General features: G+C 61.2%; 16 protein-coding genes. 14 read left to right on the forward strand and 2 right to left on the reverse strand.

The window, feature by feature from the left end:
* The first annotated feature begins 89 nt into the window (after positions 1–89).
* From pyrH to lpxB, 11 genes are all read left to right on the forward strand, one after another.
* Positions 90–812 carry a UMP kinase gene (gene pyrH / locus G9X68_RS10525; RefSeq protein ID WP_003539289.1) on the forward strand — a complete coding sequence of 241 codons (723 nt, stop codon included), beginning with the start codon at positions 90–92 and terminating at the stop codon, positions 810–812.
* Positions 813–1,080: 268 nt separating this feature from the next.
* Positions 1,081–1,641 carry a ribosome recycling factor gene (gene frr / locus G9X68_RS10530; RefSeq protein WP_018241888.1) on the forward strand — a complete coding sequence of 187 codons (561 nt, stop codon included), beginning with the start codon at positions 1,081–1,083 and terminating at the stop codon, positions 1,639–1,641.
* 37 nt (positions 1,642–1,678) lie between these two features.
* Complete coding sequence (locus G9X68_RS10535; protein WP_003539291.1) at positions 1,679–2,422, forward strand: isoprenyl transferase; 744 nt, start codon at positions 1,679–1,681, stop codon at positions 2,420–2,422.
* Entirely contained in the window at positions 2,422–3,252 is an 831-nt protein-coding gene (locus G9X68_RS10540) for a phosphatidate cytidylyltransferase (protein WP_171602329.1), read from the forward strand. Before G9X68_RS10535 ends, G9X68_RS10540 begins: the two co-directional genes overlap by 1 nt.
* 37 nt (positions 3,253–3,289) lie before the next feature.
* Positions 3,290–4,414, forward strand: a complete 1,125-nt coding sequence (gene rseP, locus G9X68_RS10545; protein WP_206679695.1) for an RIP metalloprotease RseP — start codon at positions 3,290–3,292, stop codon at positions 4,412–4,414.
* A 198-nt stretch (positions 4,415–4,612) separates the two neighbouring features.
* Positions 4,613–6,946 carry an outer membrane protein assembly factor BamA gene (bamA, locus tag G9X68_RS10550; protein WP_129420786.1) on the forward strand — a complete coding sequence of 778 codons (2,334 nt, stop codon included), beginning with the start codon at positions 4,613–4,615 and terminating at the stop codon, positions 6,944–6,946.
* Positions 6,947–6,996: 50 nt separating this feature from the next.
* Entirely contained in the window at positions 6,997–8,061 is a 1,065-nt protein-coding gene (gene lpxD, locus G9X68_RS10555; RefSeq protein WP_171602330.1) for a UDP-3-O-(3-hydroxymyristoyl)glucosamine N-acyltransferase, read from the forward strand.
* Positions 8,054–8,521 carry a 3-hydroxyacyl-ACP dehydratase FabZ gene (gene fabZ / locus G9X68_RS10560; RefSeq protein ID WP_171602331.1) on the forward strand — a complete coding sequence of 156 codons (468 nt, stop codon included), beginning with the start codon at positions 8,054–8,056 and terminating at the stop codon, positions 8,519–8,521. Before lpxD ends, fabZ begins: the two co-directional genes overlap by 8 nt.
* Positions 8,518–9,336 (forward strand): acyl-ACP--UDP-N-acetylglucosamine O-acyltransferase, encoded by an 819-nt coding sequence (gene lpxA, locus G9X68_RS10565; protein ID WP_171602332.1) that lies wholly within the window; start codon positions 8,518–8,520, stop codon positions 9,334–9,336. The genes fabZ and lpxA overlap by 4 nt, the downstream gene beginning before the upstream one ends.
* A gap of 3 nt (positions 9,337–9,339) precedes the next feature.
* On the forward strand, positions 9,340–10,221 hold the full coding sequence (locus G9X68_RS10570; RefSeq protein ID WP_171602333.1) for a UDP-2,3-diacylglucosamine diphosphatase LpxI domain-containing protein: 882 nt from the start codon (positions 9,340–9,342) through the stop codon (positions 10,219–10,221).
* Positions 10,218–11,387 (forward strand): lipid-A-disaccharide synthase, encoded by a 1,170-nt coding sequence (gene lpxB / locus G9X68_RS10575; protein ID WP_171602334.1) that lies wholly within the window; start codon positions 10,218–10,220, stop codon positions 11,385–11,387. The genes G9X68_RS10570 and lpxB overlap by 4 nt, the downstream gene beginning before the upstream one ends.
* 31 nt (positions 11,388–11,418) lie before the next feature.
* Here the strand turns inward: lpxB and gltA are convergent, their stop codons facing one another.
* Positions 11,419–12,708 (reverse strand): citrate synthase, encoded by a 1,290-nt coding sequence (gltA, locus tag G9X68_RS10580; RefSeq protein ID WP_003539304.1) that lies wholly within the window; start codon positions 12,706–12,708, stop codon positions 11,419–11,421.
* A 290-nt stretch (positions 12,709–12,998) separates the two neighbouring features.
* On the opposite strand from gltA, the gene G9X68_RS10585 reads away from it, so the two are divergent.
* Positions 12,999–15,431, forward strand: coding sequence for a ComEC/Rec2 family competence protein (locus G9X68_RS10585; protein ID WP_171602335.1), 2,433 nt, complete (start codon positions 12,999–13,001; stop codon positions 15,429–15,431).
* Here the strand turns inward: G9X68_RS10585 and lexA are convergent.
* Positions 15,412–16,131, reverse strand: coding sequence for a transcriptional repressor LexA (gene lexA, locus G9X68_RS10590; RefSeq protein WP_029873161.1), 720 nt, complete (start codon positions 16,129–16,131; stop codon positions 15,412–15,414). The genes G9X68_RS10585 and lexA overlap by 20 nt on opposite strands.
* A gap of 195 nt (positions 16,132–16,326) precedes the next feature.
* On the opposite strand from lexA, the gene G9X68_RS10595 reads away from it, so the two are divergent.
* Both G9X68_RS10595 and kdsA read left to right on the forward strand, forming a co-directional pair.
* Positions 16,327–17,223, forward strand: coding sequence for a VOC family protein (locus G9X68_RS10595; RefSeq protein ID WP_171602336.1), 897 nt, complete (start codon positions 16,327–16,329; stop codon positions 17,221–17,223).
* Positions 17,220–18,065, forward strand: coding sequence for a 3-deoxy-8-phosphooctulonate synthase (kdsA, locus tag G9X68_RS10600; protein WP_171602337.1), 846 nt, complete (start codon positions 17,220–17,222; stop codon positions 18,063–18,065). The genes G9X68_RS10595 and kdsA overlap by 4 nt, the downstream gene beginning before the upstream one ends.
* Positions 18,066–18,166 lie beyond the last annotated feature (101 nt).

The raw sequence follows: 18,166 nt of genomic DNA on the forward strand, positions 1-18,166 counted from the left end.
GTCATAATTGGGAAAACACGAAGGGCATCGCGTGACAACGCGGTGCCCTTCGTGTATCGGGCATTCACGGCAATTTACGAGGAGCCAAGATGTCTTTAGAGCCTGTCTATAAACGCGTTCTACTCAAGGCTTCCGGCGAAGCGCTCATGGGTGGCCAGGGTTTCGGGATCGATGTGACGGTGGCGGACCGCATTGCATCCGACATCGCCGAGGCACGGCATATGGGTGTGGAAGTCGGCGTCGTCGTCGGTGGCGGCAATATCTTCCGCGGTGTCGCGGTAGCGTCCAAGGGCGGCGACCGGGTCACCGGCGACCATATGGGCATGCTCGGCACCATCATCAATGCGCTGGCGCTGGCGACCTCGCTGCGCAAGCTGAACATCGATACGGTGGTGCTTTCGGCCATCTCCATGCCCGAGATCTGTGAGAGCTTTTCGCAGCGTGCAACCCTTTACCATCTATCGATGGGACGCGTGGTGATCTTTGCCGGCGGCACTGGCAACCCCTTCTTCACCACCGATTCCGCTGCGGCACTCCGCGCCGCCGAAATGGGTGCGGAAGCGATCTTCAAGGGCACGCAGGTGGACGGCATCTACACCGCCGACCCGAAGAAATATCCCGATGCGACCCGCCTCGACCGGCTGACGCACCAGGAAGTGCTGGACAGGGGGCTGGCGGTGATGGACGTTGCCGCTGTGGCGCTGGCCAGAGAAAATTCCATTCCGATCATCGTCTTCTCGATCCACGAGAAGGGTGGTTTTGCTGAAATCTTGACGGGCGGTGGCCTCAAGACCATCGTCTCCGACAACTGATATAAGCTGCGCCGCGGTTTCGGCGCAGCCCTCGCTAGAACATGATGGTTTTAGGCCCGCTTGGCCTGAAAGCTGAATCATGTTCTACATTAAATAGTTAGAGCATGATGTCGTCCGAAAGCCGCTGACACTTTCCGGCATCATGCTCTAGAGCATGTCGCGCAAAAGTGTGCAGCGGTTTTGCGAAAACGACATGCGTAGAACCAGGACTTAAAGTGCGGCAAGCGAATCTGAAAGATCGCGACGCGCTTTATACGGGAGCATCGACATGAGTGAAGGTATCGACATCAAGGAACTGAAGCGCCGCATGGACGGCGCGATTTCCGCATTCAAGAGCGACATCGCATCGCTGCGCACCGGCCGTGCTTCGGCCAACATCCTCGACCCGGTGACGATCGAGGCCTACGGTTCGCGCATGCCGTTGAACCAGGTCGCCAACATCACCGTGCCCGAGCCGCGCATGCTGTCGGTTTCCGTCTGGGACAAGTCGATGGTCAGCGCCGTCGAGCGCGGCATTCGCGAATCCAATCTCGGCCTCAACCCGATCGTCGACGGCCAGAACCTGCGCATTCCGTTGCCGGAGCTGAACGAGGAGCGCCGCAAGTCGCTCGTCAAGGTGGCGCACGACTATGCCGAAAAGAGCAAGGTGGCGATTCGCCACGTCCGCCGCGACGGCATGGACGGCCTTAAGAAAGCCGAAAAAGACGGCGTAATCGGCCAGGACGAGAGCCGGGCACAGTCGGAACGTGTACAGAAGATGACGGACGAGACGATTTCCGAAATCGACCGCTTGCTTGGCGAGAAGGAAAAGGAAATCATGCAGGTCTAGTGGATCTGTGCCTTTGCCTGGAAAGACCGGACGGGAAATGTCGGAATCTGTATTTGTGACTGTGCCAGAGCATGTTGCCATCATCATGGATGGCAATGGCCGTTGGGCCAAGCAGCGTGGCCTGCCGCGCACGATGGGCCATCGCAAGGGCGTCGAGGCGGTGCGCGAGACAGTCCGCGCCGCAGGTGCCGCCGGCATAAAATATCTGACCCTCTTTGCCTTCTCCTCGGAGAACTGGCGCCGGCCCGAAGCCGAGGTCTCCGATCTGCTCGGCCTGCTCAAGGCTTTCATCCGGCGCGACCTCGCCGAGCTCCATCGCCAGAACGTGCGGATCAAGGTGATCGGCGACCGCCACAGCCTGCGCAGCGACATTCTGGGCCTCTTGCTGGAGGCGGAGGAGACGACCAAGGACAACACGTCACTGACGCTCGTCATCGCCTTCAACTACGGCTCGCGTGACGAGATCGCCCGCGCCGTCGTCAGCCTCGCCCGCGACGTCGAGGCCGGCCGCCTGAGGGCGCAGGACATCACCCCGGCGCTGATCAACGCCCGTCTCGACACGGCCGGCATTCCCGATCCGGATCTCATTATCCGCACCAGCGGCGAAGAGCGGCTTTCCAACTTCCTCCTCTGGCAGGCCGCCTATTCGGAGTTTATCTTCCTTCCGGAATATTGGCCGGATTTCAGCCCCGAAATCTTCCGCTCGGCGCTCGAGACATTCGCCTCTCGTGACCGGCGCTTCGGCGGCCTGTCGTCGCAGGCGGCCGCGGTCGGCACCTGATGCAGAGGGAATTGAAGCTCCGCATCGTTTCAGGACTGATTCTTGCGGTCATCGTTCTTGCCGCCACCTGGTATGGCGGCCTTGCCTTCCGTATCCTGGCGGTCGTGATCGGCCTGCTGATCTATTATGAATGGTCGAAGATCACCGGCATCGCGCGGGATTGGGTCGCCAATGCCGTCGGCTGGATCGGCGAGGCGGCGATTGCCTTCCTGGTGCTTGTCGGCAATTTCGAATTCGCCGCCGGCATGCTGGCCGGCGTCACCGCCGTCGGCATCGCCCTGATCATCCTGCAGGGTACGAGCCGCTGGTTTCCGGCAGGCCTGTTTTATGCCGGCGCCACCGGCCTGGCGCTTGCCGCGATCAGAAGCGATGACCGGCCTGGCCTTTACGCCATGCTCTTCGTCTTTGCCGTCGTCTGGGCAACCGATATTCTTGCCTATTTCGTCGGCAGGGCGCTTGGCGGACCGAAGCTTGCCCCTTCGATCTCGCCCGGAAAGACCTGGTCGGGTGCAATCGGCGGCGCCGTTTCGGCGGTCGTAGCCGGCGTCGTTCTCGTCCATTTTCTCATTCCCGGCGCTGAAATCATCGCCGCCTTCGTGGCACTCGTTCTCTCGGTTTGCAGCCAATCGGGCGATCTTTTCGAATCGTTCATCAAGCGGAAATTTGGCGTCAAGGATTCGAGCCGTCTCATTCCCGGCCACGGCGGCGTCATGGACCGTGTCGACGGACTGATTTTCGCCTGTTTTTCGGCGTTCTTGCTTGCTGGGCTTTTTTCCCTGATAAAGGGGGCCGAAATGACGTCGCTCGGCGCGGCATTGTTCGGACTCTGACAACGCGGCAGTCTGACGGAAGGGACTTATAGAAACGATGAGCGGCATATACGCATTTCTGATGGGGAACATCGTTACCTTCATCCTCGTGCTGTCACTGCTCGTCTTTGTGCATGAGATGGGCCATTACCTCGTCGGGCGCTGGAGCGGCATTCGCATCCTTGCCTTTTCCGTCGGCTTCGGTCCGGAGATCTTCGGCTTCACCGACCGCCACGGAACACGCTGGAAAATCTCGGTGATCCCGCTTGGCGGCTACGTCCGATTCTTCGGCGACGAGGATGCCTCGAGCAAGCCCGACACCGACAAGATCGCCGCCATGTCCGAGGAGGACAGGGCGCGCTCCTTTGCCGGTGCCAAGTTGTGGAAACGCGCTGCAACCGTCGCGGCTGGCCCGATCGCCAATTTTCTGCTGGCGATCGCCATCTTCACCATTCTGTTCTCGGTCTATGGCCGCACGATCGCCGATCCCGTCGTTGCCGAGGTCAAGCCCGACGGCGCCGCCGCTGCCGCCGGCATCCTTCCGGGCGATCTGCTGGTCGCCATCGACGGCGGCAAGGTCGAGACCTTCGACGACGTGCGCCGCTATGTCGGCATCCGCCCGAGCCAGAAGATCGTCGTGACGATCGAGCGCGCCGGCCAGAAGCTCGATGTGACGATGGTGCCGCAACGCGTCGACCAGACCGACCAGTTCGGCAACAAGGTCGAGCTCGGCCAGATCGGCATCGTCACCAGCCGGGAGGTCGGCAACTTCCGCCTGAAGACCTATACGCCACTGCAGTCGCTGCGCGAGGCTGTGATCGAGACCCGCGACATTGTCACCGGCACCTTCAAATATATCGGCAACATCTTCAGCGGAACGATGCGCGCCGATCAATTGGGCGGGCCGATCCGCGTGGCGCAAGCCTCGGGCCAGATGGCGTCGCTTGGGATAGGCGCGGTGTTGCAGCTTGCGGCGGTGCTTTCTGTTTCGATAGGATTGCTTAACCTGATGCCGGTTCCGGTACTTGATGGCGGCCACCTGATGTTCTATGCGGTGGAAGCGGTGAGGGGGAAACCGCTGGGCTCTTCGGCCCAGGAAATTGCATTTCGCATCGGCCTGGCGATGATACTGACATTGATGGTTTTCACGACCTGGAACGACATTGGCTCGTTGAGAGGGTAAACGAGCAAGGCGAGGCTAATTACTATTTATTTACGATGTTTCAAGGCTGTAGTGGCGAATGGGTCACGCTTGCAAATGAAGTAAACAGAAATTAACGACCTGCCTTGCTTGTATGTCAAAAGCGGGTAAAACGACACACGTGACCGGAATCGGGGTTTCCTGGGGCCGGGGACGAGGGAAACAAAGGTAATAGGTGAAATGAAGGCTGGTTCAAAGTTTTTGAACGCAGTATCGGCGGTTGCGCTGTCTGCTGGTGTTGTTGCTTCGGGCGCAGGTGCTGTGACGTTCGTTTCCGCTACGGCCGCTGAGGCCGCGGTCATCCAGCGCATCGATGTGCGCGGCGCAAGCCGTGTCGGCGCGGAAGCCGTCCGGTCGAACCTTACCATCGCTCCTGGAAAGAGTTTTTCGAACAGCGATATCGATGCCTCGGTCAAGCAGCTCTACGGGACGGGTTACTTCTCCGACGTCAAGATCTCGGTCTCGGGCAGCACGCTGGTCGTCAACGTTCAGGAAGCCCAACTGGTCAACCAGGTCGTCTTCAACGGCAACCGCAAGATCAAGGACGACAAGCTCGCGACGATCGTCCAGACCCACGCTGCCGGCCCCTACAGCGACACCCAGATCCAGGCCGACATCCAGTCGATCAAGGAAGCTTATGCAGCCACCGGCCGCAGCGAAGTCGAAGTCACGACGCAGGTAGTGCCGCTCGGCGAAGGCCGCGTCAACCTTGCCTTCGTCATCAACGAGGGTGACCGCACCAAGATCGATTCGATCAACTTCGTTGGCAACAATGCCTACAGCGCCGGTCGCCTGGCTGCCGTCATCAACACCAAGCGTTCGAACTTCCTGTCGTTCCTGACCCGCAAGGACGTCTACAACGAAGACAAGCTCCACGCCGATGAAGAAGCGTTGCGCCAGTTCTATTACAATCGCGGCTACGCCGACATGCGCATCGTCTCTTCCGATGCCACCTTCGACGACGCGACCAACAAATACACGCTCACCTTCAACATCGAGGAAGGCCAGCGCTACGACTTCGGACCGGTGACCGTCCAGTCGACCGTCGAAGGTGTCGGCTCAGAGCAGTTGCAGCCGCTGGTGCGCACCCGCGAAGGCCAGGTCTACAACGCCAAGGAAGTGCAGAAGTCGATCGAGGCGATCTCCGATCAGGTGGCGTCTGCCGGTTATCCCTTTGCGCGCGTCACGCCGCGCGGTAACCGCGATCTCAACAACAACACGATCGGTGTCGAATATCTGGTCGACCAGGGTGAGCGCGCCTATGTCGAGCGCATCGAGATCCGCGGCAACAGCCGCACGCGCGACTACGTTATTCGCCGCGAATTCGACATGAGCGAAGGCGATGCCTTCAACCAGCAGATGATCACCAAGGCCAAGCGGCGCCTCGAAGCGCTCGGTTACTTCTCCTCGGTCAACATTTCCACCGCTCCGGGCAGTTCTCCGGACCGTGTCGTGGTGATCGTCGACGTGCAGGATCAGTCGACCGGTTCGTTCGGTGTCGGTGCGGGTTACGCCGCCGGCGGCGACGGTCTGCTGCTCGAAGCCTCGATCGAAGAAAAGAACTTCCTCGGCCGTGGCCAGTACATCCGCATCTCGGCCGGTGGCGGCCAGGAAGGCTCGCGCGCCTACGGCGTCAGCTTTACCGAACCCTATTTCCTCGGCTACCGTCTGGCGGCAGGCTTCGACGTCAACCGTAGCGAAACGTCGAGCAACGACGACTACGACTACGAGGAAACCAGCGTCGTCCTGCGTGTCACTGCGCCGATCACCGAAGATCTGGCGACGACCTTCCGCTATAACTACAAGCAGATGAAGTATGACGGCGATACCGACGATCTTTCGGCGACCTACGCCAATCTGGTCGACGAGAGCCCGTGGACACGCTCTTCCGTCTCGCAGACGCTGACCTACAACACGCTTGACGACACCGTCCTGCCACGTGAAGGCATCTATGCGACGGCGACGCACGAACTTGCCGGCCTCGGCGGCGACTCGCAATTCTACAAGATCTACGGCAAGGCCCGTTATTACCACTTGCTCGCTGACGATGCCGATATCATCGGCTCGCTCTCCGCTTCGGCTGGTTATGTCGTCCCCTTGGGTGACCATCTGAACGTCTTCGACCAGTTCACGCTGAACAACGGTGATATTCGCGGCTTCGAGAACAAGGGTATCGGCCCGCGCATCCGCGGGGATAACGATGACCCGCTCGGTGGCACGACCTATTTCACGGCGTCTGCAGAAGCGACCTTCCCGATGCCAGGCTTCCCGCGCGACTTCAACCTGCGCGGCGCAGTCTTTGCCGATGCCGGCACGCTGTTCGGCAACGACGTCGAGCTTCTTGGGTCCGACCAGGCCGACGGCACCAGCGCTTCGCTGCGCGCTTCCGTCGGTGTCGGCGTCGTCTGGCAGTCTCCCTTCGGTGCATTGCGTCTGGATTACGCGATCCCGGTCCTCAAGGAAGACTTCGACAAGACGCAGAACTTCAAGTTTGGCATCAACAACCAATTCTGATATCGGCAGTCCGGAACTGTAAGACTCAATTCCGTTCTGGAGCATTGCCGATGGAGCAAAACGTTTTTTTTCTGCCCCATGAAGGTCTGAAGCTCGCTGAGCTGGCAGAGTTTCTTGGGGCGGAGCTTGCTAGTTCCGACTATGCCGATGTTATCGTCAGATCCGTTGCCCCCATCAGCCGGGCCCGGGCGGGCGATGTCTGTTATATCCTGTCGCGTCGCAACCGCGATGAGCTGGTGACATGCGAAGCCTCGGCAGTGATCTGCGACAAGGCGCTCGCCGATCTTGTACCTCCACACATCCCGGTCATCCTGTCGTCCAATCCGCATGCGGCTTTTGCGATGGCGGGCGGCCTGTTTTATCCCGCGGCATTGCGCCCGGTCGTCTTTTCCGGTGAAGGCGAGATCGCGCCGAGCGCGGTGATCGATCCAAGCGCCAAGCTTGAAAAGGGCGTGATCGTCGAGCCGATGGCCGTCATCGGGGCGCATGCCGAGATCGGCGAAGGGACGCGCATCGGCGCGCACAGCATCATCGGTCCGAATGTCAAGATTGGCCGGGATTGTTCGATTGCGGCCGGCGCGAGCATTCTCTGCGCGCTGCTCGGTAACGGCGTCATCATCCACAACGGCGCCCGCATCGGCCAGGACGGTTTCGGTTATGCACCAGGCCCGCGCGGCATGATCAAGATCGTCCAGATCGGCCGGGTGATCATCCAGGATAATGTCGAGATCGGCGCCAACACCACGATCGACCGTGGCGCCATGGACGATACGGTGATCGGCGAAGGCACCAAGATCGACAACCAGGTACAGATCGGCCACAACGTTCAGATCGGCCGCCATTGCGCCATCGTCGCGCAGGTCGGCATCGCCGGCAGCACGAAGATCGGCAATGGCGTGCAGATCGGCGGCCAGGTCGGCATCAAGGGGCATGTGACGATCGGCGACGGCGTGCAGATCGCCGCCAAAAGCGGTATCATGACCGATCTTGCCGCCGGCGGACAATATGGCGGTATCCCTGCACGTCCGCTAAATGACTATCTGAGAGATGCCGCCCAACTGGTGTCCAAGACCAGGCTGCGCGGGAAGAAAACTGGAGGCAAGCAAAATGACTGAGGAAGCCACGACAACGCTTTCTTCGGCTGACATCATCGAGATCATGAAGCTGCTGCCGCATCGCTATCCCTTTCTCATGGTCGACAAGATCATCGAGATCGACGGCGACAACACCGCGATCGGCATCAAGAACGTCACGGTGAACGAACCGCATTTCACCGGCCATTTTCCGGAATCTCCGATCATGCCCGGCGTCCTCTTGATCGAGGGCATGGCTCAGACCGCGGGCGCGATCTGTGCCAAGAAGGAAGGCCAGCCCGGCAACCTCGTCTATTTCATGACCATCGAGAATGCGCGCTTCCGCAAGCCCGTCGTGCCCGGTGATCGCGTCGAATTCCATGTCAGGAAGCACAAGCAGCGCGGCAATATCTGGAAATTCCATTGCGACGCCAAGGTCGACGGCGCGCTTGTCGCCGAGGCCGATATCGGCGCGATGATCGTTCGTAAGGATCAGGCATGAGCACTATCGCCGAAAGCGCCCGCATTCATCCGATGGCTGTCGTCGAAGACGGCGCGACCATCGGTGAGGGCGTCAAGATCGGTCCCTTCTGCCATGTCGGGCCGCACGTCGTCCTGCATGCGAATGTCGAGCTTTTGTCGCATGTGGTCGTGACCGGCCGCACCGTGATCGGCAAGGGCACGCGCATCTTCCCGATGGCGGTCGTCGGAGGCGATCCGCAGAGTGTGCATCACGGCGGCGAGGAGACGACGCTGACGGTCGGCGCCAACTGCACGATCCGCGAAGGCGTGACGATGAACACCGGCACGGCCGATTTCGGCGGCCAGACGATCGTCGGTGACAACAACCTCTTCCTCGCCAATTCCCATGTCGCGCATGACTGCCGGGTCGGCAATCACGTGATCATGTCGAACAACGTCATGCTCGCCGGCCATGTCGTCATCGAGGACCGCGTCATCCTGGGCGGCGGCTCGGCCGTTCACCAGTTCACCCGCGTCGGTCGCCAAGCCTTCGTCGGCGGGCTCTCGGCGGTGAGCTACGACGTCATTCCCTATGGCATGCTGAACGGCAATCCCGGGCTGCTGAGCGGCCTCAACGTCGTCGGCATGACGCGCGCCGGCGTCGACCGCGCCGTCATTCACAGGGTGCGCCGCGCCTACAAGTCGATCTTTGAAGGAACAGGCTCCGTCCGCGAAAACGCCGCCGCCATCCGCGAAGAATATGCCGATTGCGAGCAGGTGGTCCACATCCTCGACTTCATCGCCGCCGACAGCGACCGCGCCCTGTCCTCGCCGACCCGGGGGCAGAAGGGCTAATCCGTGGCTTTTTCCGGCGACACCGCTGCGGGTCGGCTGGCGATCATCGCCGGCGGCGGTCTTCTGCCTTCCTATGTCGCCGAAGCCGCGCGCGCGGCGGGCGAAAATCCGGTTATCGTCGCACTGAAGGACGAAAGCGACCGGCGCTGGGAAGGTTATGACCACGCCGTCATCGCTATCGGCGATTTCGCAGCTCTCGATGGGTTGCTCAACCGTTATGGCATCGGCCGTGTGGTGATGTCGGGCAGCGTGCGCCGCCGGCCGGAATGGCGTGAGGTGCGTCCAACGCTGCGCATTCTGATGAAGGTGCCGGCCGCCATCCGTACGCTGCTGTCCGGTGGCGACGACACGGTTCTGCAGATGGTGATCCGGCTGATCGAGGGAAACGGCCGCCGCGTCGTCGGCGCCCATGAAATCGCCCCTGACCTTCTTGCCTCCGTCGGCCCGCTTGGCGCAGCAGCACCCGGCGAGGAGGACCGGCGCGATATCAGCCGCGCCGCCGAGGCCGCCGACATGCTGGGCCGGCTCGATGTCGGGCAGGGTGCTGTCAGCATCGGCGGGCGTGTCGTCGCACTCGAGGGTCTTGAGGGCACGGATGAGATGTTGGACCGTGTCGCGGGTCTCAGAAACGCCGGACGCATCTCGCCGCGCCGCCGCGGCGCTCTGGTCAAGCTCTGCAAGCCGCAGCAGGATATCCGCGCCGACTTGCCGGCGATCGGCGTTTCCACAATCCAGAACGCTGCGAAGGCGGGCCTTGCCGGCATCGCCGTCGAGGCCGGCCGCTCGCTGGTGCTCGATCGCGCCGCCGTCATCAAAGCTGCCGATGAGGCCGGGCTTTTCGTCTGCGGCATCGATCGCGGCCTGCCGGCATGGGGGCTCGAATGAACGGGGCGCCGCTGAAGATCGCCGTCATTGCCGGCGAGGTGTCGGGTGATCTGCTCGGTGCCGATCTCATCGCCGCCCTGAAGCGGATTCATAGCGGACCGGTGGAACTCGTCGGCGTCGGCGGCGAGGGGCTGCAGGCCGAAGGCTTGCAATCGCTGTTCGATTTTTCCGAGCTGTCAATCATGGGTATCACCCAGGTGCTGAGCCGGCTGCCAAAGCTCTATACCCTGATCCGCCAGACGACGGCTGCCATCATCGCCGCAAGGCCTGATATTCTTCTCATCATCGACAGCCCGGATTTCACCCATCGCGTCGCAAAGCGCGTCCGCACCGCGCTGCCCGATCTGCCTGTTGTCAATTATGTCTGTCCGAGCGTCTGGGCCTGGAAGGAATATCGCGCCACGCGCATGCTCGCCTATGTCGATCACGTGCTCGCCGTCCTGCCCTTCGAGCCGGCAACGATGCAACGCCTCAATGGCCCGGCGACAACCTATGTCGGGCATCGTCTGGTCGCCGACCCCGCTCTGCTGGAGACACGTCGCCTGCGCGTGGGAAGGCGACCCGGCAGCGGCACGATCCTGCTTCTTCCCGGCTCACGCTCCTCCGAGATACAGAAACTTCTGCCCTATTTCGAGGTCGCAACGAACGAACTCGTCGCCCGCAACGGGCCGACACGCTTCGTTCTGCCGACGGTGACGCACAAGGAGGCGCTTATCCGCGAAATGACGGCCGGGTGGGGGATAAAGCCGGAGATCGTCGTCGGCGCAGAAGCAAAATGGAAAGCCTTTGCCGAGGCCGATGCAGCCATGGCGGCATCCGGAACCGTTATTCTTGAACTGGCGCTTGCAGATGTTCCCGTCGTCTCCGCCTACAAGGTCGACTGGATCATGCGCATGCTGACATCGGGCATCAAGACCTGGACCGGCGCGCTGCCAAACTTGATCGCCGATTACCCGGTCGTCCCGGAATATCTGAACGACGTCGTTCGCGGCGCAAGCCTCGCGCGCTGGATGGAAAGGCTGTCGGCCGACACCTATCAGCTAAAGGCGATGAAGGAAGGGTACGACCTCATCTGGCAGCGCATGCAGACCGAAAAGCCGCCCGGCGAGCATGCCGCCGAGATCCTTCTCGATGTGCTGAAAAAGAAAAAACCCGGTCATTTCTGACCGGGTTTCTTTTGGGTTCTTTCTGAAGCGATCAGCGCTTCGAAACCGGAATATAGTCGCGCTTCGGTTCGCCGACATAGAGCTGGCGCGGACGGCCGATGCGCTGTTCCGGATCCTCGATCATCTCGTTCCACTGCGCGATCCAGCCGACGGTGCGGGCGAGCGCGAAGAGCACGGTGAACATGGTCGTGGGAAAGCCCAGCGCCTTCAGCGTGATGCCGGAATAGAAGTCGATGTTCGGATAGAGCTTCTTCTCGATGAAATATTCGTCGGTGAGCGCGATGCGCTCCAGCTCCATCGCCACTTCGAGCAACGGATCGTCCTTGATGCCGAGTTCGCCGAGCACTTCATGCGTCGTCTTCTGCATGATCTTGGCGCGCGGATCGTAGTTCTTGTAGACACGGTGACCGAAGCCCATCAGGCGGAACGGATCGTTCTTGTCCTTGGCGCGGGCGACATATTCCGGAATGCGATCGACCGTGCCGATTTCGTTCAGCATGTTGAGGGCTGCTTCGTTGGCGCCGCCATGCGCGGGACCCCAGAGGCAGGCAATGCCGGCGGCGATGCAGGCGAACGGGTTGGCGCCCGACGAACCGGCGAGACGGACGGTCGAGGTCGAGGCGTTCTGCTCATGATCGGCATGCAGGATGAAGATGCGGTCCATGGCGCGGGCAAGCACCGGATTGACCACATATTCCTCGCAAGGCACGGCAAAGCACATGCGCAGGAAGTTCGAGGCGTAGTCGAGGTCGTTCTTCGGATAAACGAAGGGCTGGCCGATATGGTATTTGTAGGCCATGGCGGCAAGCGTCGGCATCTTGGCGATCATGCGCAGGCTGGCGACCATGCGCTGGTGCGGATCGGTGATGTCGGTGGAGTCGTGATAGAAGGCCGACAGCGCGCCGACGCAGCCGCACATGACGGCCATCGGATGCGCATCGCGGCGGAAGCCGGTGAAGAAGCGGCTCATCTGCTCGTGCACCATGGTGTGGTGCGTGACGCGGTAATCGAAATCCTTCTTCTGCACGGTGGTCGGCAGTTCGCCGTAAAGCAGCAGATAGCAGACCTCGAGGAAGTCGCCGTGCTCGGCGAGCTGCTCGATCGGATAGCCGCGATGTAAGAGGACACCTTCGTCGCCGTCGATGTAGGTGATTTTCGATTCACAGGATGCGGTCGAGGTAAAACCCGGATCGTACGTGAAGGAAGCCGTGTTCTTGTAGAGGGCACCGATATCGATGACGCTCGGGCCGATCGTGCCGCTTTTGACAGCAAGGTCGACAGACTTGTCACCGATTTTTATTGTAGCGCTTTGATCCGTCATGCTGATCCTCCGAAATGGCGGTGGCGCCATAAAAGCGCCATAGGGGTTAAGCGTCCTCACCGATAGCTATATGATCGCGAAGCTAATGCCAAGTTACCGTGATGGCATTTTGTGCATTGCGGTATCACCTTTTAGGCACTGCAGCGATGAGCCGCATGCATATCGGAAGCCGATGATTCGACTGGTCTTTTGGCGCTCGCGATTTTCCCTCATATTTCAATCGATTATGCTTGCCGGATTTGATTGGAGGTTGCATTCTGGCCGCCTTCGCAGCCGGGCTTGGGCGGTTCATGCAGGAGTTGACGACAGTCGAATTGCGGCCGGAAGCGGGCGAAGGCCCTGCCGACTCCTCCAGTTTTTCACCACCTGTCGTGGTGACGCGAGCGACAAGGACGCAGTCGGAGACACCATTGCGCCACCGGCTGCCGGCCGCAGCCTCGCAATTGCTGCGTGCCGGCATGCGCATGCTGGGCGAGGAGGTAGACCATGGCCGCCTGCTGCTGTTTTCGCCGGTCTTCCTCGGCGCCGGGTCAGCCGGCTGGTTTCTCGCGGCATCGGATTTTCCTCTCGTTGCATCACTGCTCTGCCTGTTGGCGCTGACCGTGGCGGTTCTCATCGCCGGCCGCAGCCGGGCGGCAGTGCGGGCAACGCTGCTGGCGCTTTCACTCGTGGCCTGCGGCATGGTCACGGCGCAGTTCGAGAGCCAGCGGGCTTCCACCGTGATCCTCGATTCCGCCGTGACGACGACGGTGACCGGCCGTGTCGAGCGGCGCGAAGGTGATGGTCGCGGGCGGTGGCGCTACATTCTTGCCGTTACCGGCACTGAGGCGCCACAGGTGAAGCGGCCGCCGGACCGCATCACCGCAATCGCCCGCGGCGCGGACGTGGCCTTCGAGATCGGCGATATCATCACTGGCAGAGCGCGGCTGACGCCGCCGGCAGGCCCAGCGCTTCCCGGGCTCAACGACTTCTCCTTCGGTGCCTATTTCGATGGCATCGGCGCCAACGGCTTCTTCTACGGTGCGCCGACGAAGGTCGATGTGCAGGCAGGTCCGCAGGCGGCCAGATCGACGACCGAAGCGCTGCTGGAATGGCTCTACCGGCTGCGCAGCGGTATCGGCGACCGCATAAGGTCGATCCTGCCCGGCGACACCGGCGCTTTTGCCGCTGCTCTGGTGACGGACGAGCGGCGCGCCATCTCGGATGCGACGACGGAAGCGCTGCGCCAGTCCGGTCTGGCGCATATCATCGCCATCTCCGGTCTCAACATGGCGCTGTCGGCCGGAATCTTCTTCGTCGGCTTGCGGATGCTGCTCAGCTTCTTTCCCGGTGTCGCCGAGGCCTATCCGACGAAGAAGATCGCCGCCGCCGGCGCGCTCATCACCGTCACCGCCTATTTCCTGATCTCCGGCTTTGCGGTCTCTGCCGAACGCGCTTTCATCATGATGGCCATTATGTTGATCGCCGTCTTCTTCGACCGGCCGTCGATCAGCCTACGCAATGTCGCTCTCTCCGCGCTTGTCATCATTGTCATTTCGCCGTCCGAGGTCTTGGGTCCGAGCTTCCAGATGTCTTTTGCCGCCACATTGGCGCTGGTCTCTGGCTATCAGCTTTGGAAGGATCGGCGGGTCCGCGAAAACGCTTTCCTGAAGCTGCCGATCATCAGGCCCTTCGTTACCGTTGCGGGCTTCTTCGGCGGCGTCTTCCTGACCTCGTTGATCGGCGGTTTTTCCACCGCGCTGTTTTCGATCGAGCATTTTCATCGCCTGACCGCCTACGGCCTGCCGGCAAATCTCGCGACAATACCGATCATCTCCTTCATCATCATGCCGGCCGGCTTGCTGGCAATGCTGCTCATGCCTTTCGGCTTGGATGTTTGGGCCTGGAAGATCGTCGGATTCGGCCTCGATCTGGTGATCGCGGTCGCCAAGACGGTGTCCGGCTGGGATGGCAATATCGACGTCGGCCGTTTGCCCGCCTGGTATTTCACCGTCGCCGTGGCAGGCTTTCTGCTGCTGACGCTGCTCCGCACCCGGTTGCGCCATATCGGCACATCGATTATCGGGGTCGCAACGCTCATCCTGCTGCTTCTGCCGGTTCCCCGGCCGCCGGATCTGGTGATTTCGGAGGATGGTAGTCTCGTCGCAATCGTCGAGGCGGCGGCAATGGCTTCCAACCGTGAAAGACCGCCGGATTTCATCTTCGACCAGTGGCAGAGAGCGCTGGTCCTGCCGAAGCATGATCCGCCGAAGATGCTGGACGGTCCTGCTATCCCGCCGGAGGGAGAAGATCGCCGCGTCAGGCTTTCCCGCGATCAGCAGAACGAAGCAAGGACCGCGATGCGGGCCGCCGCATCGGGCGGTGACGCAAACCGCTTTTCCTGCGTCAAGAAGGCCTGGTGCACATCAAGGCTTGGCAATGGTCAGGTGGTAACCGTCATCGACAATGCCGCCTATCTCGGTCCGGCATGCGACGCGGCCGATATCGTCGTGACGTCGGTCCGCCTTCGCTTCAACAGCTGCCGCTCAGGTGCGACGCTCTTCACCGGTGAGACGCTGCGCAGGAGCGGTTCCATCGAGTTGCGCTTCACGGACGCCGGCCCGGAGGTCGCAACCGCATTCGATGCATTGTCGCGGCCATGGATGCGCCATCGCGCCTATGACTGGCGCAGCAATAGTTTTACCGAAACCGGACTGGCCAATGTCAGTGATAGCGGCGAATGAGGCCGACGAGTTTGCCCTGTACCTTGACACGGTCCGGCCCGAAGATCCGGGTCTCGTACGCCGGGTTGGCGGCCTCCAGCGCGATCGAGGCGCCCTTGCGGCGGAAGCGCTTCAGCGTCGCTTCCTCGTCATCGACGAGGGCAACGACGATATCACCGGGACTTGCAGTGCTGCCGTTGCGGATGATCACGGTGTCGCCGTCGAAGATGCCGGCGTCGATCATCGAATCGCCCTTGACCTCCAGCGCGTAATGTTCACCGGAGCCGAGCATGTCGGCCGGAACGACGATGTCGTGGGTGTTGTTCTGGATCGCCGAGATCGGAACACCGGCAGCGATTCGGCCCATGACCGGCACGGAGACCGAATTGCCGTTGTCGGCGACGGGCTTTGCAGGAGCAGGGGCGGCGACCGGCTGTGGCTTGCCGAGGCTGCCCTCGATCACGCTCGGCGAAAAGCCGCGCCGGGGCTGGATGCTGGGGCTGTAGGCCTCCGGAAGCTTGATGACCTCAAGCGCGCGGGCGCGGTTCGGTAGGCGGCGAATGAAGCCGCGCTCCTCGAGCGCTGTAATCAAGCGATGAATCCCGGACTTCGAGGCGAGGTCCAGGGCATCCTTCATCTCATCGAAAGATGGCGGAACGCCGGATTCCTTCATGCGCTCATGAATGAAGAGGAGAAGCTCCTGTTGTTTGCGCGTGAGCATCGACGTTGTGACCTCGTGATTGAAACAAATCCAGAACAGACACTATATGTTCCATATGTGTTCCGCAAGTAGCTAAATTTCCGTAAAACTTGGCGCCAACTCGTTGAGATTTTTATTTTCATTCGCCGGATTGGGACACAAGTCTTGTATTGAAGGTCGCGCTGCACATCTCTTGACCTTTCCAGGAGGGACATGATGAACGAGCATTCCGCCAAACCGTACCCGCTGGATCATATCGTGCTGCCGGTCGTCAATATCGATCTGGCGCGCGAGAGGCTCGGCAAGCTCGGCTTCACCGTTGCCGCCGATGCGCGCCACCCCTTCGGAACGGAAAACGCCTGCGTCTTCTTTGCCGACAAGACCTATCTGGAGCCGCTCGGGATTGCGAGCGTCGAAGAGAGCGAGGCATCGGCGCGGCAAGGCAACGTCTTCACCGCCCGCAACCAGGCCTTCCGCTTCCGCTGCGGCGAGGAGGGGCTTTCGGGGCTGGCTTTCGGCAGCAAGGATGCCGGCATCGATCATCAGAATTTCGTCGGCAACGGATCGAGCGCCGGCGAGATGCTGCAGTTCACCCGGCCGATGACGATGCCGGACGGTTCCGAGACGATTGCCGGCTTCAAGCTGGCTTTTGCCGCCGACCTGCGCGCGCCTGATCTCCTGCTTTTCACCGTCGAGCGCGTCAATCCGCTGCCGACCGACCGCGCCGCGCTTGAAACACATGCCAATGGTGTGACCGGCATAGTCGAGATCGCGCTTTGCACGCCGGAGCCGGCCGCCTTCGCTGCCTTCGTCAGCCTTGCCGTGGCGCAATCGGCAGTCGAGAAAACCGGTTTCGGCGTCAATATCGCGGCATCGAATGCCAAAATCAGCCTGATGACGCCAGAAGGGCTGGAGGCCTATTTCGACATTGGTGGCTCATCCGCCGATCGCGGCCTACGCGGCCGGGCAATCCTCTTCACTGTCGCCGATCTTGCCGTGACAGAAGCGCATTTGGCTGCTAACGGGGTGACTTACACGCGCAAGAACAATCGCATTCTGGTGAAGCCCGCGCCCGGGCAGGGCACGCTCTTCGCCTTCGAGGAAACACGATGAGCACTGATACGAATTCCGAAGTCAGGATCGGCGAAGGCCAAGGCCAGGTCACCTTTTCCAATACCGGCCGCCTGTCGCTGATTGCCGGTCCCTGCCAGATGGAGAGCCGCGACCACGCCTTCATGGTTGCCGGCACACTGAAAGAGCTTTGCGGAAAGCTCGGCATCGGCCTCGTCTACAAGAGCTCCTTCGACAAGGCGAACCGGACCTCGCTGTCGGCCGAACGTGGTATCGGGATCGAAAAGGGCATGGAGGTCTTTGCCGACCTCAAGAAGGAATTCGGGTTTCCTGTCTTGACCGACGTCCATACCGCCGAGCAATGCGCGGAGGTGGCAAAGATCGTCGACGTCCTGCAGATTCCGGCCTTCCTTTGCCGCCAGACCGACCTCCTCATCGCTGCCGCCAAGACCTGCCGCGTCGTCAATGTCAAGAAGGGTCAGTTCCTCGCTCCCTGGGATATGAAGAACGTCTTGAAGAAGCTCAATGCCAGCGGCAATCCGAACGTGCTGCTGTGCGAGCGCGGCGCCTCCTTCGGTTACAATACGCTGGTCTCCGACATGCGCTCGCTGCCGATCATGGCGGCGATGGGCGCGCCCGTTATCTTCGATGCGACCCATTCCGTGGCGCAGCCGGGCGGGCAGGGCGAATCCTCCGGCGGTCAACGTGAATTCGTGGAAACGCTGGCGCGCGCAGCGGTGGCTACCGGTATTGCCGGCGTCTTCCTCGAAACCCATCAGGACCCCGATAATGCCCCTTCCGACGGACCGAACATGGTCTACCTCAAGGACATGCCGCGACTTCTCGAAAAGCTGCTTGCCTTCGATGCGGTCGCCAAGGCTTGACGTTCAACAGCCTGACATGATCGTGCTGTAGGCCACATCCCAACGCTGGTCCGAAGGCTATTGCAGCATTGTAATTTGCACACCTTCGACTAAGACAGGTT

It is taken from the genome of Rhizobium changzhiense (assembly GCF_013087625.1).
GTDB classification, from domain to species: Bacteria; Pseudomonadota; Alphaproteobacteria; order Rhizobiales; family Rhizobiaceae; genus Rhizobium; species Rhizobium sophorae.

Bases quoted from the DNA above. Each gene is read 5' to 3' on its own strand.
- pyrH (WP_003539289.1), top strand. From the start codon at position 90: ATGTCTTTAGAGCCTGTCTATAAACGCGTTCTACTCAAGGCTTCCGGC.
- frr (WP_018241888.1), top strand. From the start codon at position 1,081: ATGAGTGAAGGTATCGACATCAAGGAACTGAAGCGCCGCATGGACGGC.
- G9X68_RS10535 (WP_003539291.1), top strand. From the start codon at position 1,679: ATGTCGGAATCTGTATTTGTGACTGTGCCAGAGCATGTTGCCATCATC.
- G9X68_RS10540 (WP_171602329.1), top strand. From the start codon at position 2,422: ATGCAGAGGGAATTGAAGCTCCGCATCGTTTCAGGACTGATTCTTGCG.
- rseP (WP_206679695.1), top strand. From the start codon at position 3,290: ATGAGCGGCATATACGCATTTCTGATGGGGAACATCGTTACCTTCATC.
- bamA (WP_129420786.1), top strand. From the start codon at position 4,613: ATGAAGGCTGGTTCAAAGTTTTTGAACGCAGTATCGGCGGTTGCGCTG.
- lpxD (WP_171602330.1), top strand. From the start codon at position 6,997: ATGGAGCAAAACGTTTTTTTTCTGCCCCATGAAGGTCTGAAGCTCGCT.
- fabZ (WP_171602331.1), top strand. From the start codon at position 8,054: ATGACTGAGGAAGCCACGACAACGCTTTCTTCGGCTGACATCATCGAG.
- lpxA (WP_171602332.1), top strand. From the start codon at position 8,518: ATGAGCACTATCGCCGAAAGCGCCCGCATTCATCCGATGGCTGTCGTC.
- lpxB (WP_171602334.1), top strand. From the start codon at position 10,218: ATGAACGGGGCGCCGCTGAAGATCGCCGTCATTGCCGGCGAGGTGTCG.
- gltA (WP_003539304.1), bottom strand. From the start codon at position 12,708: ATGACGGATCAAAGCGCTACAATAAAAATCGGTGACAAGTCTGTCGAC.
- G9X68_RS10585 (WP_171602335.1), top strand. From the start codon at position 12,999: ATGCAGGAGTTGACGACAGTCGAATTGCGGCCGGAAGCGGGCGAAGGC.
- lexA (WP_029873161.1), bottom strand. From the start codon at position 16,131: ATGCTCACGCGCAAACAACAGGAGCTTCTCCTCTTCATTCATGAGCGC.
- G9X68_RS10595 (WP_171602336.1), top strand. From the start codon at position 16,327: ATGAACGAGCATTCCGCCAAACCGTACCCGCTGGATCATATCGTGCTG.
- kdsA (WP_171602337.1), top strand. From the start codon at position 17,220: ATGAGCACTGATACGAATTCCGAAGTCAGGATCGGCGAAGGCCAAGGC.